Source organism: uncultured Sulfuricurvum sp. (assembly GCF_937936435.1).
GTDB lineage: Bacteria > Campylobacterota > Campylobacteria > Campylobacterales > Sulfurimonadaceae > Sulfuricurvum.
Map to the genome: position 1 here is coordinate 1 of NZ_CALDDG010000069.1, position 16,395 is coordinate 16,395.

Here is a 16,395-nt window from a genome sequence, read left to right on the forward strand (position 1 = left end):
AACCATAGATAATAATGGAGATTGTGCAGCGATGCAAGACGAAAATAGGTGATCTCGCGCGAACGGAACAAATGGTGCAGGTAGGCGCGGCTGTAGCGTCGGCAGGTATAACAGTTACATGAGGGATCGATAGGTTGGGTATCGTATTTATAGACGGCACCTTTGATATTGACTTTTCCGAAAGTGGTGAAAAGTGTTCCGTTCCGGGCGTTACGTGTCGGCATGACACAATCGAACATATCGACGCCTCGTTCGATATTTTCGACCAGATCCTCAGGCGTTCCGACCCCCATCAAATAGCGCGGTTTGTCTTTGGGCATGAGAGGGGTTGTGTGATCGACCGTATCATACATCAGGTTATTCGATTCTCCGACAGAGAGGCCGCCGATAGCAAATCCGTCATAATCCATAGCGCAGAGCTCTTCGGCTGATTGGGTACGGAAATTAAAATCGGTTCCCCCTTGTATAATCGCAAAAATGTTCTGATCGAGCCCGATCCCTTTAGTCTGATTATGACGGTGGTAATCGATTGATTGCTGCGCCCATTGAGTAGTACGCTGGATCGAGGTTTTGATCCGCTCTTGCGTCGCGGGAAGTGCCACGAGATCGTCCAAAATCATCATAATGTCGCTGTTGAGATTGTTTTGAATGTCGATCACTTTTTCAGGGGTAAAGAAGTGTTTACTGCCGTCGATGTGACTTCTAAACTCGATCCCCGATTCGGTAGGTTTGGAAATATCGCTGAGGCTAAACGCCTGAAAGCCTCCGCTGTCGGTCAAAAAGCTTTTGGGATAAGTCGTATAACCGTGCAAACCGCCGAGGCGGGCTACGGTTTCATCACCCGGGCGCAGATACATATGATAGGTATTAGCGAGAATGATTTGGGTATCGAGCAACTCCGTCATGTCGGCCATATCGAGTGCTTTAACCGATCCTACCGTCCCTACCGGCATAAAAATGGGGGTCTGGATCGTAGAGTGTGCCGTTGTTATGGTACATGCTCTGGCGTTTCCGCACGTTGCATCGACGTGAAATTGCATAGATGACCTTAAGTTTTTTCGTTATTTTATCGCATAACCTCTCTTTTGGACAACCCAATCTTCGCTATAATTGCGAAAACTTTAATTGATCAGGATTATGCATGAGCATCGAGCACTCTTTACACGCATTTGAAAAAGCCCAACAGCTTATTCCCGGAGGGGTCAATTCGCCGGTACGTGCGTTCAAAAGCGTCGGAGGGATTCCACGATTTATAGCACGGGGTGAGGGGGGATATCTAATCGATATCGACGACAACCGCTACGTGGACTATGTTCAAAGTTGGGGACCGCTTATTTTCGGACATCGCGATGAAAGTATCGAACATGCCGTTATCGAAGCTGTTAAACACGGTTTGAGTTTCGGTGCACCGACGGAGGCTGAGAGCGAATTGGCGGAATTGATTATCTCGATTTACGATTCGATCGAAAAAATCCGTTTTGTCAGCAGCGGAACTGAAGCGGTTATGAGTGCGATCCGTTTGGCACGCGGATTTACGGGACGGGACGATATCGTCAAATTTACCGGGTGTTACCACGGTCACAGTGATGCGCTTCTCGTTCAGGCGGGTTCGGGCGCCGTGACATTTGGAACGCCGAGTTCGCCGGGAGTACCTGCCGACTTTACCAAACATACATTGTTGGCAGAATACAACAATATCGAAAGTGTCAAAAAATGTTTTCAAGAGAGTCCTGGGATTGCCTGTGTCATTATAGAGCCGATTGCCGGAAATATGGGGCTTGTTCCTGCGACCAAAGATTTTCTTGCCGAGCTTCGTGCCGTTTGCGACGAATACGGCGCATTATTGATTTTCGACGAAGTCATGAGCGGTTTTAGAGCTTGTTTACACGGAGCGGAAAGCATTACGGGGACAAAACCGGACTTGGTAACACTCGGGAAAGTGATCGGCGGCGGTATGCCCGTCGGTGCGTTCGGCGGACGTAGAGAGATTATGGCTCATCTTTCACCGGAGGGGGGAGTGTATCAGGCAGGAACTTTGAGCGGTAACCCCGTAGCTATGGCGGCCGGTTTGGCCTCTATCCGTAAACTCAAAGAAAATGCCCGTATTTTTGGCGTTCTTGAAGAACGGGCCAAACGTTTAATGGACGGATTCTCGCAAGCGGCCAAAAAACACAATATAGGGTTGCAAACCGATGTACGCGGCTCGATGTTCGGATTTTTCTTCAGCTCCGAGTCTGTGGGGAATTTTGCGGAAGCCTTGAAAAGCGATACGGCACGTTTTGCCCGTTTTCATGCCGCGATGCTCGATGCCGGTTTCTATTTCGCCTGCTCGCAATTTGAAACAGGGTTTATCTCTACCGCAACAACCGATGCAATGATCGAAGAGACGATCGCAGCAGCAAACAAAATTTTTAGTGAATTATAAAGCGCACAAGTGTGCGCGGGCTTCCTGCCGAAGGAAACCTAGTGTTAAGGTAGCAAATCGGGACTTGTTCCGATTGCGTATAGAATAAAGGATTTTTATGGAAAACGAAGAGCACAAACCTCGCTTAAAGCCGATTATCGAAGGTGCTGAAACCCTTTCATTGGGCATATCGATGGTGGTTGCCGTTTTGATCGGTGTTGCAATCGGTTTGGGGCTTAAAAAACTGTTTGGTATCGACTGGCTTTTATGGATCGGTGTCGTCATCGGTATTGCTGCCGCTTTTTTGAATGTATTTAAAGCGTATAGCAAACAATACAAAGAGTTTGAAAAACTCGCCCGTGATCCCCGCTACAATATGGGTAAATCGCCAAAAAACGATGATGAAGACGATGAGGATTAAATGATAGCCAGTTTTGTAGTTGCAATGCTATCATCGATGCTGATCGTCACGGGATCGCTCTATTCGTATCGTAATATGATTCAAAGACGTGTCGAAGATGTGGATATCGAAGATAACAAAGACATTATTGATATGATGGATGATCCATACGATCTGTATGAGCAAGAACGGACGGAAGAAGTTACCGATATCAAACAGATGATTAAAGAAGAAAAAGCGCGGCAAAAAGGGAATGTTATTAAAAATACGGCTCAAAACGCTTCAGCATGGGTATCGGTCTATCGACTGATTCCGTATGCTTTTTTAGTTTTGGGATTTATTGCATTGCAAAATAATCATACATTAACGGTATTGCCGTATCTGGTCGGCTTGGCGGCAGGAATCCCGGTCGGATACCGGATCGCCAAAAAACTTTTTATTTAACGATCATCGGAACGTTGATCGTAACCTTTTGCTCTTTGATATCGATAAAGAGATTGTTTTCTTCCGCGAGATGAGTAATCTCCGGTAAGTATTTGCGGATGATTGTATCAGCGGATACTTCGATAGAAAAGAGAGAATATTTCTCTCCTTCAAACTTGATATGCTCACCGACGCGGAAAAAGAGGCGGGTTAATACTTTTTCATTTCCGCTCATCGATAGATAGACTTTATTCAATAATTTGATAAAGATTTCGGTTTGCAGGCGAATTTCCGGGATTGTCGGATCGAGTTCTTTCGGATAGCGGGTCTGGCTTCCGATCGAATTGGAACTGATACATAAATCGATAAGGGTATAAACATTGACCAGTTGTCCATCCGGTTTTTGTTTTGTAAACTGAAATGACGGAAGTTGATAGAGTCGAATTCCAATTTGTTCTTCATCTTCATATCCGACGGTTATGCCGAAAAATTTGAATCGTCCGAATTCAAGTTCTAGAAAAGTCGTTTTAAATCCAAATGAAGAACTCGCATACGTAGTGGCAATTTTATAGATCGCGGATGCTTCGATCGCACCGAGAAGATACTGTGCCTCTGTGTTGAGTGAAACGATTTTTCCGCCGGAGTTAAATAAAATAAACGGATTGAAATCGTATTCAATCCATTGTTGATCAAACGTCATCAGTCCTCGATATAGTTTTTGAGTTTGCGACCCACTTTAGGGTGTTTGAGCTTTTTAATCGCACTGCTCTCGATTTGGCGGACACGTTCGCGGGTAACATTGAGCTCTTTACCGATCTCTTCGAGCGTACGGTCACTTTCATCGTCCATGATTCCAAAGCGCATTTTAATAACCGCTTTTTCACGTTCGTTAAGTTGTTCGAGGACGCTTTCGATTTGTACTTTCAAATCATCTTTTAAGATGGCGTCAGACGGAGATAGGGACATTTTGTCTTCGATAAAATCTCCGAAACGCCCGTCTTCTTCGTTTCCGATAGGAGCTTCAAGTGAAATCGGCTCTTTGGTGATTTTAATGACGTTTTTAACTTTCTCGACTGACAAGCCAACTTCTTCCGCGATGGTTTCGACATCCGGCTCTTTTCCGTGCTCTTGGAGGTGTTTACGCATGATCTTGTTGATGCGGTTGATTGTCTCGATCATATGGATCGGGATACGGATCGTACGCGCCTGATCGGCAATAGCGCGGCTGATTGCCTGACGGATCCACCATGTCGCATAGGTCGAGAATTTATACCCTTTTTGGTATTCGAATTTATCGACCGCTTTCATGAGTCCGATGTTTCCTTCCTGAATCAAATCTAGGAAAGGGAGACCGCGGTTGGTATAACGTTTCGCAATCGAAACAACGAGACGGAGATTCGATTTTGCCATACGGGTTTTCGCCGTTTCGGAGATGTTTTTACCCCGTTTGATCTGCTCCAAAATGTCGGCAAGTTTATCCGGCTCCATATTGAACCCGCCTTTGGAAGCCTCTTTGGTCTGAATCAGTTTTTTGATCTCCATATAGGTGCTGACCATAGTCGCTTCCGGAACTTTGGTAGCGATCTCTTCTTTTGTAAGGTCACAAATTTTATTCAAAATCAGTTTGTGATTCTTTTTGAGTTGATCGTTAAACAACGGAAGTTTATACTCCAGACGTTTGAGCTCACGGTCGAAGCCTTCGTCGCTGCGTAATGCCGTCTCCATCGAACGGACCAGTTCGTTGATCAATTTTGAGGTTGGTCCAAGATCCAACAACGCTTCTTTGAGCATTTTTTTCTTGAAACTGACATTGAGGAAGAAGAGAACATAATCTGCATCCATCTCGTCGATAGAGCATTCATCCAACATTTTTTCAGTCGCTTTAACCCAGTCTTTTTTCGCTTTTTCAAGCGCTTTAAAACTGACGACGACTTTTTCAACCCGTTTTTTGTCTTTTAACGAAGGAGCTTTTTCGGTAACATCTTCATCATCGTTGTCGTCATCGCTGTCATCATCACCATCTTCTTCGGCATCGTCTTCAAAGCTTTTAAAGAGTTCTTTGACGCGGCGCTCGCGATTAATCAACGGATCTTTGTAATCGAGAATAAAATCGATTAGATAAGGGACCGAACAGATCGCATCAATGATGATCCCCTCACCCATCTCCATTCGTTTGGATATTTCGACCTCTTCGTCTTTTGTCAAAAGGGGAATCTGTCCCATTTCACGCAGATACATCCGTACCGGAGAATCGGAACGTGACCATTCGAGAAGTTCGTGTTGTTTAAGAATATCGAATTCGTCACCGCTGGCTTCTTCGATGAACTTCAGTTGTGCGGCACGTTTTGCGGCTGCCTCTTGCTGGTTGAGCATTTTTGCATGTTCAGAAGAGGTAAAAAGGCATACTTTGTGTTTTTGCGCCAATTTAAGGACGGTTTTTGCTTGTGCAAGGGTCGGCTGTTTATCGAAAGGATCGACAATCGTTTCGTAAGTGAGACAATTTTTAGATTTGTGTTCTGAAAATAAGGTTTCGAGGTGTTTGTTTAAATCTTTTACGCTCATATTGAGAAAGACTCCCTTGCATTAAAAAAGAGATGGATTATACCGAAATATTTCTTAAATTGTTTTGTTTTAGTCTTTAACATATAAATATTTTGTATTTGGAACACTTGTTGCTATAAACACCTCAAGTACGTGACAAGGATACAGAATGCAGACCGGATATTATGCAGCGACGGCTGGGATGGTAGCACAGTTCAATCGAATGGATACCATCGCTTCCAACCTTGCGAATGCCAATACAGCGGGATACAAACGAGACCAGTTGATTACCGGTGATTTTGTCCGTTTATTTAAAAATGCCCAAAGCGAGCTCCCGATTGCGAATCAAACGGAAGAAGCGGCTCAATATCTAAACCGTTCGCTTAGCCGTGTTCCTCAAATCAGCGACGCTTATACCGATTACAGTTTGGGATCTATGCAAAAAACGGAAAATACGCTGGACGTCGCGATCGGGAAAGAGGGGCAGTTTTTTGCGGTTAATACCCCTAACGGAGTTCGCCTTACAAGAGACGGGAGTTTCACGATAAACGGCGAGGGAAAACTGGTCAATAAACAAGGCTATGAAGTTCTTTCGGCCGATTATTTTCAAACCAAAACGGCCATTACGTTTACACCGCAAGATGCGGTTATTTCGATCGATAAAAATGGTCAGATATCGACAAATGTTCCCGGATCGACGCAAATGGTAGCGGGAAAAAAGTTGATGATTATCGAACCTCAAAATATTCGAATGCTAAAAAAAGAGGGGGACAATCTTTATATTCCCGATTCTGCCGATCCTCTGACTCCGCTTGCTGAGAGCGGAGGGATTATGCAGGGATTTGTTGAAAAAAGCAATGTTAATGCCGTTAATGAAATGGTTGCATTGGTTGAAGCGAATCGCCTTGTCGGCATGTACCAAAAGGCTATGGATGCACAGATGAATGATCTGAACAGCGATGCAATCCAAAAAATAGCGTCTAAAAATTAGTCTCTGATAATACGATAAAAGGAAGTCTTGACCCATGATGCAATCACTTTATACCAGCTCGACCGGAATGCTGGCAATGCAAACACAAATCGATACGACGGCGAATAATATTGCCAACGTTAATACAATGGGATATAAAAAGTCACGCGCCGAATTTGCAGACCTGATGTATAAAGTTATGACGTATGCCGGAACATCTACAAGTGATACTACGCAATCGCCGACGGGAATTGAAGTAGGTCTTGGGGTCCGTCCGACGGCAATCAATAAAATCTTCACGGAGGGGAGTTTAAAACAGACTGATAATACGCTGGACGTCGCTATTACAGGAAAAGGTTTTTTTAAACTTGAACTCCCGAACGGAACGGAAGTCTATACCCGTAACGGCTCATTTAAAGTTGATCAAAACGGTACTATTGTCAACTCTGACGGATATAAATTGGTTCCGGAAGTGGTTATTCCCGAAGATGCGGTTGATATCAGCATCGGCACGGACGGTATCGTCAGTGTTACCCAGTCCGGGCAGGCACAGGCGACGCAAGTCGGGCAGATTTCTTTAACGACTTTCATCAATCCGGCAGGACTTCATGCGACGGGAGATAATCTTTTTGTTGAGACCGACAGTTCTGGACAGCCGATCGAAGGTACAGCCGGTGAAAACGGGATCGGTACGATTCGCCAAGGGTTCGTTGAACTTTCAAACGTTCAACTGGTTGTCGAGTTGACCGACCTTATTACCGGACAACGTGCTTATGATGCTAACTCGAAAGTTATTACGACCAGTGATGAAATGCTGGCAACGACGAACGGAATCAAGCGTTAATATTAATCGATATTGATTCCCTTCGCGGGAATTTAAAACTCTTTCAACTCTCTTTCGTTATAATCGCTTCAATTTTATATAACTATTAGGATTCTTGATGCAGAAAATTGAAGGTAAAGTATGGAATTTCGGTAAAGATATCGATACCGATCTTATCATTGCCGCCCGTTATCTTAACACTTCAGACCCACAAGAGCTTGCAAAGCACGTCATGGAAGATGCAGATCCCGATTTTGTCACTAAAATGGCACCGGGAGATATTATTGTCGCCGACGAAAATTTTGGATGCGGATCATCTCGCGAGCATGCTCCTATCGCTTTAAAAGCCGCCGGCATAGCTGCGGTAATCGCTCCGACGTTTGCCCGTATTTTTTACCGAAACGCATTTAACATGGGATTGCCGATTTTTGAGCTTCCTCAAAGTCTTGAAATTAAAGAAGGTGAGTCTGTTAGTATCGATATGGATGCAGGGACTATTACCAATACAACCAACGGAAAAGTTTATACCTTCATTCCGATACCTCCGTTTATGCAAGAACTAATTAGCGCCGGAGGATTAATGAATTACGCACATGCCGAAATAGCGGCTCAGGAGAAATAATTGATGAAAACTTACACTATTGCCTTAATCAAAGGGGACGGAATCGGCCCTGAAATCATCGACGAAGCTGTTAAAGTTTTAGATGCCGTTGCCGCTTTGGAAAACATCGAGTTTAACTACCAGGAAGCTCTGATGGGGGGATGCGCCGTAGATGCTACCGGCGATCCGCTTCCACAAGAAACGATTGAAATATCACTTGCCAGCGATGCCGTATTGTTCGGAGCGATCGGCGGTCAGAAATGGGATACGCTTCCGCGTGAAAAACGTCCGGAGAGCGGGCTTCTCCGTTTCCGAAAAGAGTTGGGTGTATTTGCCAATTTACGTCCGGCAAATGTTTACGACGAACTTGTCAATGCCAGCTCGCTTAAGCCCGAAGTGGTAAAAGGGGTCGATTTGATGGTTGTTCGCGAGTTGATCGGCGGTATCTATTTCGGCGAACCGAAAGGGCGCGATGAAAACCGTGGATGGAACACAATGGTCTATACCCGTCCTGAGATTGAGCGTATTGCTCATGTCGCTTTTAAAATTGCAATGGAACGATCGAAAAAAATCTGCTCAGTCGACAAAGCGAATGTCTTGGATGTCAGCCAATTGTGGCGTGAAGTTGTCGAAGAAGTGGCAAAAGAGTATCCTGAAGTACAATTGTCACATATGTATGTCGACAATGCCGCGATGCAGCTCATCCGTGATCCGAAACAATTCGATGTTATTTTGACCGGCAATATTTTTGGTGATATCCTCAGTGATGAAGCTAGTATGCTTTCCGGTTCTATCGGTCTTCTTCCGTCGGCATCTGTAGGGGCGAAAATCGGCGTTTACGAGCCGATTCACGGCTCAGCCCCCGATATTGCGGGGCAGGGGATCGCTAACCCGATTGCTACGATCGCGAGTGCATCGATGATGCTTCGATTCGCATTGGGAGAAAATCGTGCCGCTGATCGGATCGATTACGGCATCAAACAAGCCCTTGCGGAAGGATACCGTACGAAGGATATCTCCGGCTTTGATGCAAAAGAGATTTGTTCAACGAGCGAAATGGGTTCCATCATCGCTAATTTTGCGGCAAAATGCAAACTTTAACGCTTGCCAATATTTATGAGCTCCAAGGGCTGAAAGAAGATGCTCTTGAGATTTATAAAGAGATATTGAAAAAAGACCCTTCCAATGCCGATGCCAAAATCGCGATACGGAGGCTTTCGGGTATGCGAAAAAAATTTCTTGGGGTTAATAATGAAATGAAAGCTTTTTTTGTCCAGATGGATGAGGAAGCTGAATTTATCCAGTTTGAAAGGTGGTTGATGAAAGCATGGAACTAAAAGACGTCATTTTATCGACATTGGCCGAGATCGAAGAACTGAGCAGTGCCCCCGAAGCCGTTGAAAAAACAGAACCTTTAAGAGCAGAGATTGCATCGCTTTCCCAGGCAGCAACGCCTTCAGTGCCGGTTGAACCAGATGTTTTTCATTCACCAAGAGAGGATGAATCCAGAATGCTTGAGGGGATACGGGAACGGTTGCTTGTCCTTTTTGAAGGGTTTCAATCTCCGAATAATGTCCAAATAGAAGCAAAAGTCGATTTGACCTTGAATTTTCTCGAATATCTTTTAGCTACTATCGATAATCGCCTAGAGACGATCAAACACTCCTAAGCTTTCATGAATTAAGGAAAAGAATGAACGAACAGTATCGGATATTAATCCATTGCAATGACGAAAAAGGGCTTGTATATAAAGTATCGAGTATTTTTTTTCATCGCAACCTCAATATTATTTCCAATAACGAATTTGTAGATAAAGCACACAATAAATTTTTTATGCGTAGTGAAGTCGCGGGAGAAATTGCGCCGGATATGCTTAAAAGCGAATTGAGTGCGGTTTTGCCGAACAACGCCCATCTTGAAGTGATCGCTCCGCGTAAAAAACGGGTCGTATTGATGGCAACCAAAGAATCACATGCTTTAGGGGATATTTTAATCCGATACGAAGCAGGCGAACTGGACTGTCATATCGTCGGCGTCGTCTCCAATTACGATTTACTCGAACCTCTAGTCTCTAAATTCAATATCCCGTATTACACTGTTTCACATGAGGGATGCGATCGTGACGAACATGAACAACGCGTATTGAAACAGCTCGCCGAGCTTGGAGAGATCGATTATATTGTTCTAGCCAAATATATGCGTATTTTGACACCGAGATTCGTAGAAACATACGAAGACAAAATCATTAATATTCATCATTCGTTTCTCCCCGCATTTATTGGGGCAAATCCTTATAAACAGGCATATGAGCGCGGAGTAAAAATTATCGGAGCGACAGCCCATTTTGTCAATAACAATTTGGATGAAGGGCCGATCATCGCTCAGGATGTCATTCATGTCAATCATGCTTACGGTTGGGAAGAGATGCAGCGTTTGGGACGGGATGTTGAGAAAATTGTTTTGTCAAAAGCACTTAAGTTGGCATTGGAAGACCGTATTTTTGTCCATGCCAATAAAACGATTATTTTTTAAATGTTTAATATCGTATTAGTAACACCGCAGATTCCGAATAATACCGGTACAATCGGAAGGCTATGTGTCAATACCGGTTCCCGCCTTCATCTTATCAAACCGTTAGGATTTGATATCGATGAAAAAGCGGTTCGGCGTGCAGGATTGGATTATTGGCATAAACTCGATTTACACGTATGGGAAAGTATGGAAGAGTTTTTAAATGTCCATCCTGATAGAGAACGGTTTTTTTTCGCTACGACAAAAACCGATCGCCCTTATTTTGATATTGAATTCCAAGAGGGAGATTATCTCTTTTTCGGGAGTGAGACTTCAGGTATTCCGGTCGAGATTCTGGAAGCTTTTCCGAAGCAGACCATGACTATCCCTATGACCAAAGAGGGGCGGAGTTTAAATCTTGCAATCAGCAGCGGGATTATCCTCTATGAAGCGATTAAACAAAATTTTGATACTTACAGAAAGTTGATGTAACATGGCACAGATTCTCGATACCGTTGTTTTAGTTTTATTGGTTCTTTTCCTAGTCTATATTTTTCGCGGATATCATTTGACACGACTGGACAAGGAACGTAAAGAGAATGCGAATAGCGAAAATGATATTGCTGAAAAGATCGATAACGATCGTGAGCATATCTCAAAAGATTAGAATAATCTTTCTGCCCATTCCCCCATTTTCATTTCAAATCGATCCATCCATCCGTTAGCTTTACGAATTACTTTTGCCATCTTGAACTCCTTGATGATCTATGATCTGTTTTAAAGTTACTCAAATAGTAAGATAATTGCAAAATATCCGATAATAATATTTCATTTTGCAATATATTTATTTTTTTATGCCATAATTATTACAATGTTGTATCAATATATAAAGGATTTCATCATGAAAACATTCAGTGATATTGTAGAAACGATTAAAGACATCGTCTCTTCCGAATTTCCCGATAAAAAAGTGTTCGATAAAGATATTGCGGAGTTGTTGGAAATCTCTCAAATGAATTTTGCAACGATGAAAAAGCGGAACAAAATCCCTTTTAACGAATTGCTCGATTTTTGCGCAAAACGATCGATTGCAATCAACTGGCTCTTATACAACCAGTCTCCCGAAAGCTTGATTGAACCTACAAACCGTTTTTATATGGTTCGTTATTTCTCATCGGTAAACGCTTCCGCCGGCGGAGGTGCTGAAAATGAAGCGTTGGATTACGAGCCGCTGATGCTGGAAGAAAATTTTGTTTTTTCTTTGGGGGGAGAAAAAGAGCTGCGCCACATTGAAGCTATCAACGTGTCGGGCGATTCTATGGAACCGTCGTTTAGTTACAACGATATCGTTTTTATCAACCGTTCGAAAAATGATCCGAGCCGCGGAGGAGTTTTTACGATTCGTACGGAACACGGGTTATTTATTAAACGATTGCAAGTGCGGATTGATGGTAAACTGGATATTATTTCAGATAACAAGGATTATCCGACCTATGTTGCACGAAGAGATGAAGTTGAAATCATCGGGAGAGTCGTTGGACGTTTTGGTGGGATCGAATAACTTTTAGTGAAAAGATAAGAAGATGAAGTCGAATATTTTGATGCTCACTTTAGCGCTAGCGGTAGGAGGATGCAGTGTGCATAACCCTCCTAAAGTGATTCAACCGATAAAAATTTTATCTGCAGTAGAAGATATAAATAAGAGCGTAGTGAGCGATCCTTTTTGCTGCATGCTTCCTCAAGATCTCGATGTTAAACTTCCCGAATATGGCCCGAAACTCAATGATTTGGAACGTTTCGAACAATCATTAATTCCGTATGTCGAAAAAAACGGTGTAGATAAAGCAGATTTATATGAGATTCAAAATACATTTGAAACACGCTATTACTCTCCGTGGGCTTATAGTGCACCTCCCCAAAATGTACAAGAGGCTTCATGGCCGTTGCGTGCTTTTAGAGGAGGATACGGAAGTAATTTGAGACCGGTTCCGCCGGCATGGTTTGAAGAGATCAAAGATCAGAGCAATTTTGAGAACTACGGAACATTAAATCAAAAAGCCATTGCTTTGAAATGGATGAACATTCGTGCTTTCCCTACCGAAAAACCTCTATATAAAAATCCGGATCGCCCTGGTGACGGGTATCCGTTCGATTTATTGCAAAACAGCAGTGTCAATTACAATGAGCCTATTTTTATTTCCCATACAACCAAAGACGGGGCATGGAGCTATATATTTACCAACAATGCATCGGGATGGGTAAAATCGGATTCTGTACGGATGATTGACGGTGCGACTATTGCCAAAATACAACGAGCGGAAAAGGTTTTTATCATTGAAGACAATATACCGCTCTATGATACGCAAAATCAGTTTGTTGTTTATTCACGTGTGGGGATGGTACTGCCGCTGAACCGGAGTGAGAACGATACATATTATTGTGATGTGTATACGGAAAATAATTCTTCCAAAGTACTTTCAATCGCTCAGACTTCCGCCCATCTTGGGGTAAGTAAACTGAATAAAAACGATTTGATTACCGTTGGCTCTCAAATGTTAAAAAATACCTACGGATGGGGCGGTATGTATGGTGAAAGGGACTGCTCGTCGATGATACGGGATATGTATACCCCTTTTGGCATTTGGTTACCGCGAAATTCATCCGCACAGTCTCACAAGGGAGAGATAATCTCTTTTGAAGGGCTGAATGACGACCAAAAATTGGCATTGATCAAAGAGAAAGGGATACCTTTTGAGACGATTATTTATCTTAAAGGACATGTATTATTGTATATCGGAACGTATCAAGAGAGTGTGTTGGTTATGCATAATATTTGGGGTGTCCGTACACGGGATAAGCAGGGAGCAAAAGGGAGACATATTATTGGAAAAGCAGTTATAAGTACTTTAGAACTGGGATCGGAATTAGATGAATTCGATCCGGAAATGAGTCTTTTGACTCGCGCGCTCAGCATGAATATCTTTACTCATCCTTCTCTCTCAACCTCGACTTTGACACTCAAAGCGGGAAAGAAAAAGCTTGCTTCGCGCCGTTAAACACTATCCGCGAATATCGAGAAGAGAACCTAACATTTCGTTTTGAGTCCGAATGGCCTGAACATTCGATTCAGCCGTTTTGGCTATTGTAATTTGATCGGTCATCTCTTTCGACAAATCTGTTTGTGATTTTTCACTTCCGTTATCCGTTGCCAACTTTGTATTTGCTTGTGTAGAACCGTTTTGAGTTTCACTGATAGTGGTGTCGCGCGGAACGTATCCGTCGGTATTGACATTGGCAACATTCGATGCGTTGTTATTCATGTACGTTTGATTGGACATGAGAGAAGAGACATTTGAACTTATCATCAAAAGCTCCTTAATTAAGATACCATGAGTATAAAATCCATCACCTTAAAAGGTGATAGGAAATCCGTATTAATGTAAATCGGCGTTAAGTTTGACTTCACGAGTCGAACGGCGGATCATTAGTTGGCCCGTAGTAGAGTCCTGGCGGTAGTGAATACCGTTCAATCCGACCAAATCTTTCCCTTTGAAACTGTTTCCATTCAATGTTTTAGACGGGTTGGCTTCTTGGATTTTTGCCAATTCTTCGGGATTGACTGAAAATTTTGTTCCTGCCAATACTGCGATTCCCGCATCGACGATACAACCGTCACCCAAAGCGATCCCTGTAACCGAGTTGGCACCTAAAAGGGTATTTTTACCGATAGTAACCGGAATCCCGTCAGTTCCGCTTAGGACACCGAGAATCGATGCTCCTCCTCCTACATCCGAGCCGTCACCGACTACCGCCGAGCTTGAGATACGCCCTTCAACCATACTTATACCGGTGGTTCCGGCATTGAAGTTCACATAGCTTGCACCCGGCATAATCGTTGTTCCGGCATGCAGTTGTGCACCGAAACGGACTTTCGAATCGTCGAGTATGCGTGTGTTGTTTGCCGGAATAATATGTTGAAGATAGCGTGGAAATTTATCGACGAAATCGATTTTAGGATATTCATTCGCAAATTTGAGCTCTATCTCATTTTCGCGCAGCCATTCGAGCTCTATCGGCTGGCCATCTGACCAGGCAACGTTATGTAATGCTCCGAATGCTCCGTTAAGGTTAAGAGAACGAAGCGCTGCTTTAGACGTTGAAAGGGCGTAGAGTTTCAAGTATGTTCCCTCAACGCTTGTGCAGGCAACATCGTTGAACAAGATAACCAGACGAAATTCACCGTCTCTCATCCCCTGTTCTTTGACCAAATTGTACAGAGCCGATACGACCTGGATATTTTTATGTGAATCGCCGAATGCTTCATCGGAATAAGGGGTAAAAGCGTTAAGACACCCTTCCAAAAATTTTACTGTCACCGGGATAATCACTTCATCAGCGGTAAAATCAATTTTAAAACCCTGTTCTTGTGCGCTTTTGATAAAAATAGCAGCGCTGCCGAAATTTTCATTCCAGTTGATATGCGGATACGTAGCTTGAAGGATTTTACTGCTGTCAAGCTGGCCGAAATCGACACGGCAAATTCCAAACGCCAGCGGATTTTTATATCCGGCAGTGTTTTGAATCTCTTGTACGCAGGCTTTGAAGGCATCTTCGGTTTCTAAAATTTCCATATTTTCTCTCTTGGTGTAAAATTAATGCACGATTTTACCATAAGAGCCTATGAGTGGGTTGAAGCTTGCGTGTTATACTACCGTATACATTTTATAGGGTTATTATGGAACAGTGGATTGAATTTTTAAAAGCGAATAATTATTTGGGTATCAAACAATACCTGAAAAACGGTGCCAACCCCAACGATGAGGAAGAAAACGGAGAGTCCGTCATCTGTTTCGCTCTGCGTTACCATTGCGACCAAGAGATACTCGATCTGTTGATCGATAACGGTGCCGATATCCATCATGTCGATCATGAAGGGGTCAGCGTATTCGATGTAGCCGTGACCTATAATCATCTGGGGCTGATCGAGCGGTTGATTACAGAGGGATTTGACGTGAATCATGCTACCCGAAACAGTGGATTCACGCCGTTAATGGGTGCAGTGTGTTATGGCAGAGTCGAAGTCATTAAAAAACTTTTGGAAATGGGTGTTGATATCGATGCGCGAGACGCTTATGGATTGAGTGCACTTGATTTTGCCCGAAAAATGCATAAAAAATCGATTTTAGCATTATTGGAAAAGGAAGAAGATGGAACAGATTAAAACCTTTTTACTTTTAGGCTCTTTAAGCGTTTTATTTGTCTTTATCGGAGGATATCTAGGCGGAGAAGGGGGGATGCTGATTGCCTTGCTGATTGCCGGAGGAATGAATTTTTACGCCTACTATTTTTCGGATACGATGATATTAAAACATTACAATGCCCAAGAGGTCGATCCGCGAGATGCTCCGATGCTGTATCGTGTCGTGGAGAGGTTGGTCGAACGGGCCAATATGCCGATGCCTAAAGTCTATATCATCCATGATCATATCCCCAATGCCTTTGCAACGGGTCGTAATCCTGAACATTCAGCCGTAGCGATCACAACGGGATTATTGGAACTTTTGCATGAAGAAGAGATAGAGGGGGTGATGGCGCATGAACTTTCGCATGTTCATCACCGCGATATTCTGATCGCTACGATCGCCGCAACAATTGCGGGTGCAGTCGCTTTTATAGCCAATATGCTTCAATTTGGAGCCATGTTCGGGCGTAATAATCGAAA

21 protein-coding genes are annotated in these 16,395 nt (G+C 43.4%); 16 read left to right on the forward strand and 5 right to left on the reverse strand.

What is annotated here, in order from left to right; translation table 11 throughout:
• Nucleotides 1–1,040: tRNA guanosine(34) transglycosylase Tgt (gene tgt, locus Q0389_RS07420; protein ID WP_298693228.1), on the reverse strand; the 1,040-nt coding region annotated here is incomplete at its 3' end.
• A gap of 101 nt (nucleotides 1,041–1,141) precedes the next feature.
• Here tgt and hemL point away from each other — a divergent pair.
• From hemL to Q0389_RS07435, 3 genes are all read left to right on the forward strand, one after another.
• Entirely contained in the window at nucleotides 1,142–2,425 is a 1,284-nt protein-coding gene (hemL, locus tag Q0389_RS07425) for a glutamate-1-semialdehyde 2,1-aminomutase (RefSeq protein ID WP_298693229.1), read from the forward strand.
• A gap of 97 nt (nucleotides 2,426–2,522) precedes the next feature.
• Nucleotides 2,523–2,825 carry an AtpZ/AtpI family protein gene (locus Q0389_RS07430; protein WP_298693230.1) on the forward strand — a complete coding sequence of 101 codons (303 nt, stop codon included), beginning with the start codon at nucleotides 2,523–2,525 and terminating at the stop codon, nucleotides 2,823–2,825.
• Nucleotides 2,826–3,248, forward strand: a complete 423-nt coding sequence (locus tag Q0389_RS07435) for a hypothetical protein (RefSeq protein WP_298693231.1) — start codon at nucleotides 2,826–2,828, stop codon at nucleotides 3,246–3,248. It abuts the gene before it with no gap.
• Here the strand turns inward: Q0389_RS07435 and Q0389_RS07440 are convergent.
• Together Q0389_RS07440 and rpoD are read right to left on the reverse strand one after the other, a co-directional pair.
• A complete protein-coding gene (locus Q0389_RS07440) occupies nucleotides 3,241–3,927 on the reverse strand; it encodes a hypothetical protein (RefSeq protein WP_298693232.1) in 687 nt (228 codons plus the stop codon). The genes Q0389_RS07435 and Q0389_RS07440 overlap by 8 nt on opposite strands.
• Entirely contained in the window at nucleotides 3,927–5,789 is a 1,863-nt protein-coding gene (rpoD, locus tag Q0389_RS07445; RefSeq protein WP_298693233.1) for an RNA polymerase sigma factor RpoD, read from the reverse strand. The genes Q0389_RS07440 and rpoD overlap by 1 nt, the downstream gene beginning before the upstream one ends.
• Nucleotides 5,790–5,937: 148 nt before the next feature.
• Here rpoD and Q0389_RS07450 point away from each other — a divergent pair, with 148 nt between their 5' ends.
• The 11 genes from Q0389_RS07450 (at nucleotide 5,938) to Q0389_RS07500 (ending at nucleotide 13,729) form a co-directional block, all read left to right on the forward strand.
• Nucleotides 5,938–6,759 carry a flagellar hook-basal body protein gene (locus Q0389_RS07450; protein WP_298693234.1) on the forward strand — a complete coding sequence of 274 codons (822 nt, stop codon included), beginning with the start codon at nucleotides 5,938–5,940 and terminating at the stop codon, nucleotides 6,757–6,759.
• A 34-nt stretch (nucleotides 6,760–6,793) separates the two neighbouring features.
• A complete protein-coding gene (gene flgG / locus Q0389_RS07455) occupies nucleotides 6,794–7,582 on the forward strand; it encodes a flagellar basal-body rod protein FlgG (RefSeq protein ID WP_298693235.1) in 789 nt (262 codons plus the stop codon).
• A gap of 97 nt (nucleotides 7,583–7,679) precedes the next feature.
• Nucleotides 7,680–8,183 carry a 3-isopropylmalate dehydratase small subunit gene (locus Q0389_RS07460; protein ID WP_298693236.1) on the forward strand — a complete coding sequence of 168 codons (504 nt, stop codon included), beginning with the start codon at nucleotides 7,680–7,682 and terminating at the stop codon, nucleotides 8,181–8,183.
• A 3-nt stretch (nucleotides 8,184–8,186) separates the two neighbouring features.
• The gene (gene leuB, locus Q0389_RS07465) at nucleotides 8,187–9,263 is read left to right on the forward strand and encodes a 3-isopropylmalate dehydrogenase (RefSeq protein WP_298693237.1); all 1,077 of its coding nucleotides are present in this window, start codon (nucleotides 8,187–8,189) and stop codon (nucleotides 9,261–9,263) included.
• A complete protein-coding gene (locus Q0389_RS07470; RefSeq protein WP_298693238.1) occupies nucleotides 9,251–9,499 on the forward strand; it encodes a tetratricopeptide repeat protein in 249 nt (82 codons plus the stop codon). Before leuB ends, Q0389_RS07470 begins: the two co-directional genes overlap by 13 nt.
• Nucleotides 9,490–9,831 (forward strand): hypothetical protein, encoded by a 342-nt coding sequence (locus tag Q0389_RS07475; RefSeq protein WP_298693239.1) that lies wholly within the window; start codon nucleotides 9,490–9,492, stop codon nucleotides 9,829–9,831. The genes Q0389_RS07470 and Q0389_RS07475 overlap by 10 nt, the downstream gene beginning before the upstream one ends.
• A 23-nt stretch (nucleotides 9,832–9,854) precedes the next feature.
• On the forward strand, nucleotides 9,855–10,694 hold the full coding sequence (gene purU / locus Q0389_RS07480) for a formyltetrahydrofolate deformylase (RefSeq protein ID WP_298693240.1): 840 nt from the start codon (nucleotides 9,855–9,857) through the stop codon (nucleotides 10,692–10,694).
• Entirely contained in the window at nucleotides 10,695–11,165 is a 471-nt protein-coding gene (locus tag Q0389_RS07485) for a tRNA (cytidine(34)-2'-O)-methyltransferase (RefSeq protein ID WP_298693241.1), read from the forward strand. It begins immediately after the preceding gene.
• A 1-nt stretch (nucleotide 11,166) separates the two neighbouring features.
• Nucleotides 11,167–11,340, forward strand: a complete 174-nt coding sequence (locus Q0389_RS07490; RefSeq protein WP_298693242.1) for a hypothetical protein — start codon at nucleotides 11,167–11,169, stop codon at nucleotides 11,338–11,340.
• A gap of 234 nt (nucleotides 11,341–11,574) precedes the next feature.
• Nucleotides 11,575–12,234 (forward strand): LexA family transcriptional regulator, encoded by a 660-nt coding sequence (locus Q0389_RS07495; protein WP_298693243.1) that lies wholly within the window; start codon nucleotides 11,575–11,577, stop codon nucleotides 12,232–12,234.
• Between the two features lie 22 nt (nucleotides 12,235–12,256).
• Nucleotides 12,257–13,729, forward strand: a complete 1,473-nt coding sequence (locus Q0389_RS07500) for an SH3 domain-containing protein (protein WP_298693244.1) — start codon at nucleotides 12,257–12,259, stop codon at nucleotides 13,727–13,729.
• 3 nt (nucleotides 13,730–13,732) lie between these two features.
• On the opposite strand, the gene Q0389_RS07505 is transcribed toward Q0389_RS07500, so the two are convergent.
• Nucleotides 13,733–14,038, reverse strand: coding sequence for a flagellar basal body rod C-terminal domain-containing protein (locus tag Q0389_RS07505; protein ID WP_298693245.1), 306 nt, complete (start codon nucleotides 14,036–14,038; stop codon nucleotides 13,733–13,735).
• 69 nt (nucleotides 14,039–14,107) lie between these two features.
• On the reverse strand, nucleotides 14,108–15,304 hold the full coding sequence (locus Q0389_RS07510; RefSeq protein ID WP_298693247.1) for a tetrahydrodipicolinate N-succinyltransferase N-terminal domain-containing protein: 1,197 nt from the start codon (nucleotides 15,302–15,304) through the stop codon (nucleotides 14,108–14,110).
• A 104-nt stretch (nucleotides 15,305–15,408) separates the two neighbouring features.
• Between Q0389_RS07510 and Q0389_RS07515 the strand changes: the two genes are divergently transcribed.
• Nucleotides 15,409–15,894: an ankyrin repeat domain-containing protein gene (locus Q0389_RS07515; protein ID WP_298693248.1), complete on the forward strand. Its 486-nt coding sequence runs from the start codon at nucleotides 15,409–15,411 to the stop codon at nucleotides 15,892–15,894.
• The coding region (locus tag Q0389_RS07520) for a M48 family metalloprotease (protein WP_298693249.1) at nucleotides 15,881–16,395 on the forward strand (515 nt) is incomplete at its 3' end. The genes Q0389_RS07515 and Q0389_RS07520, both read left to right, overlap by 14 nt.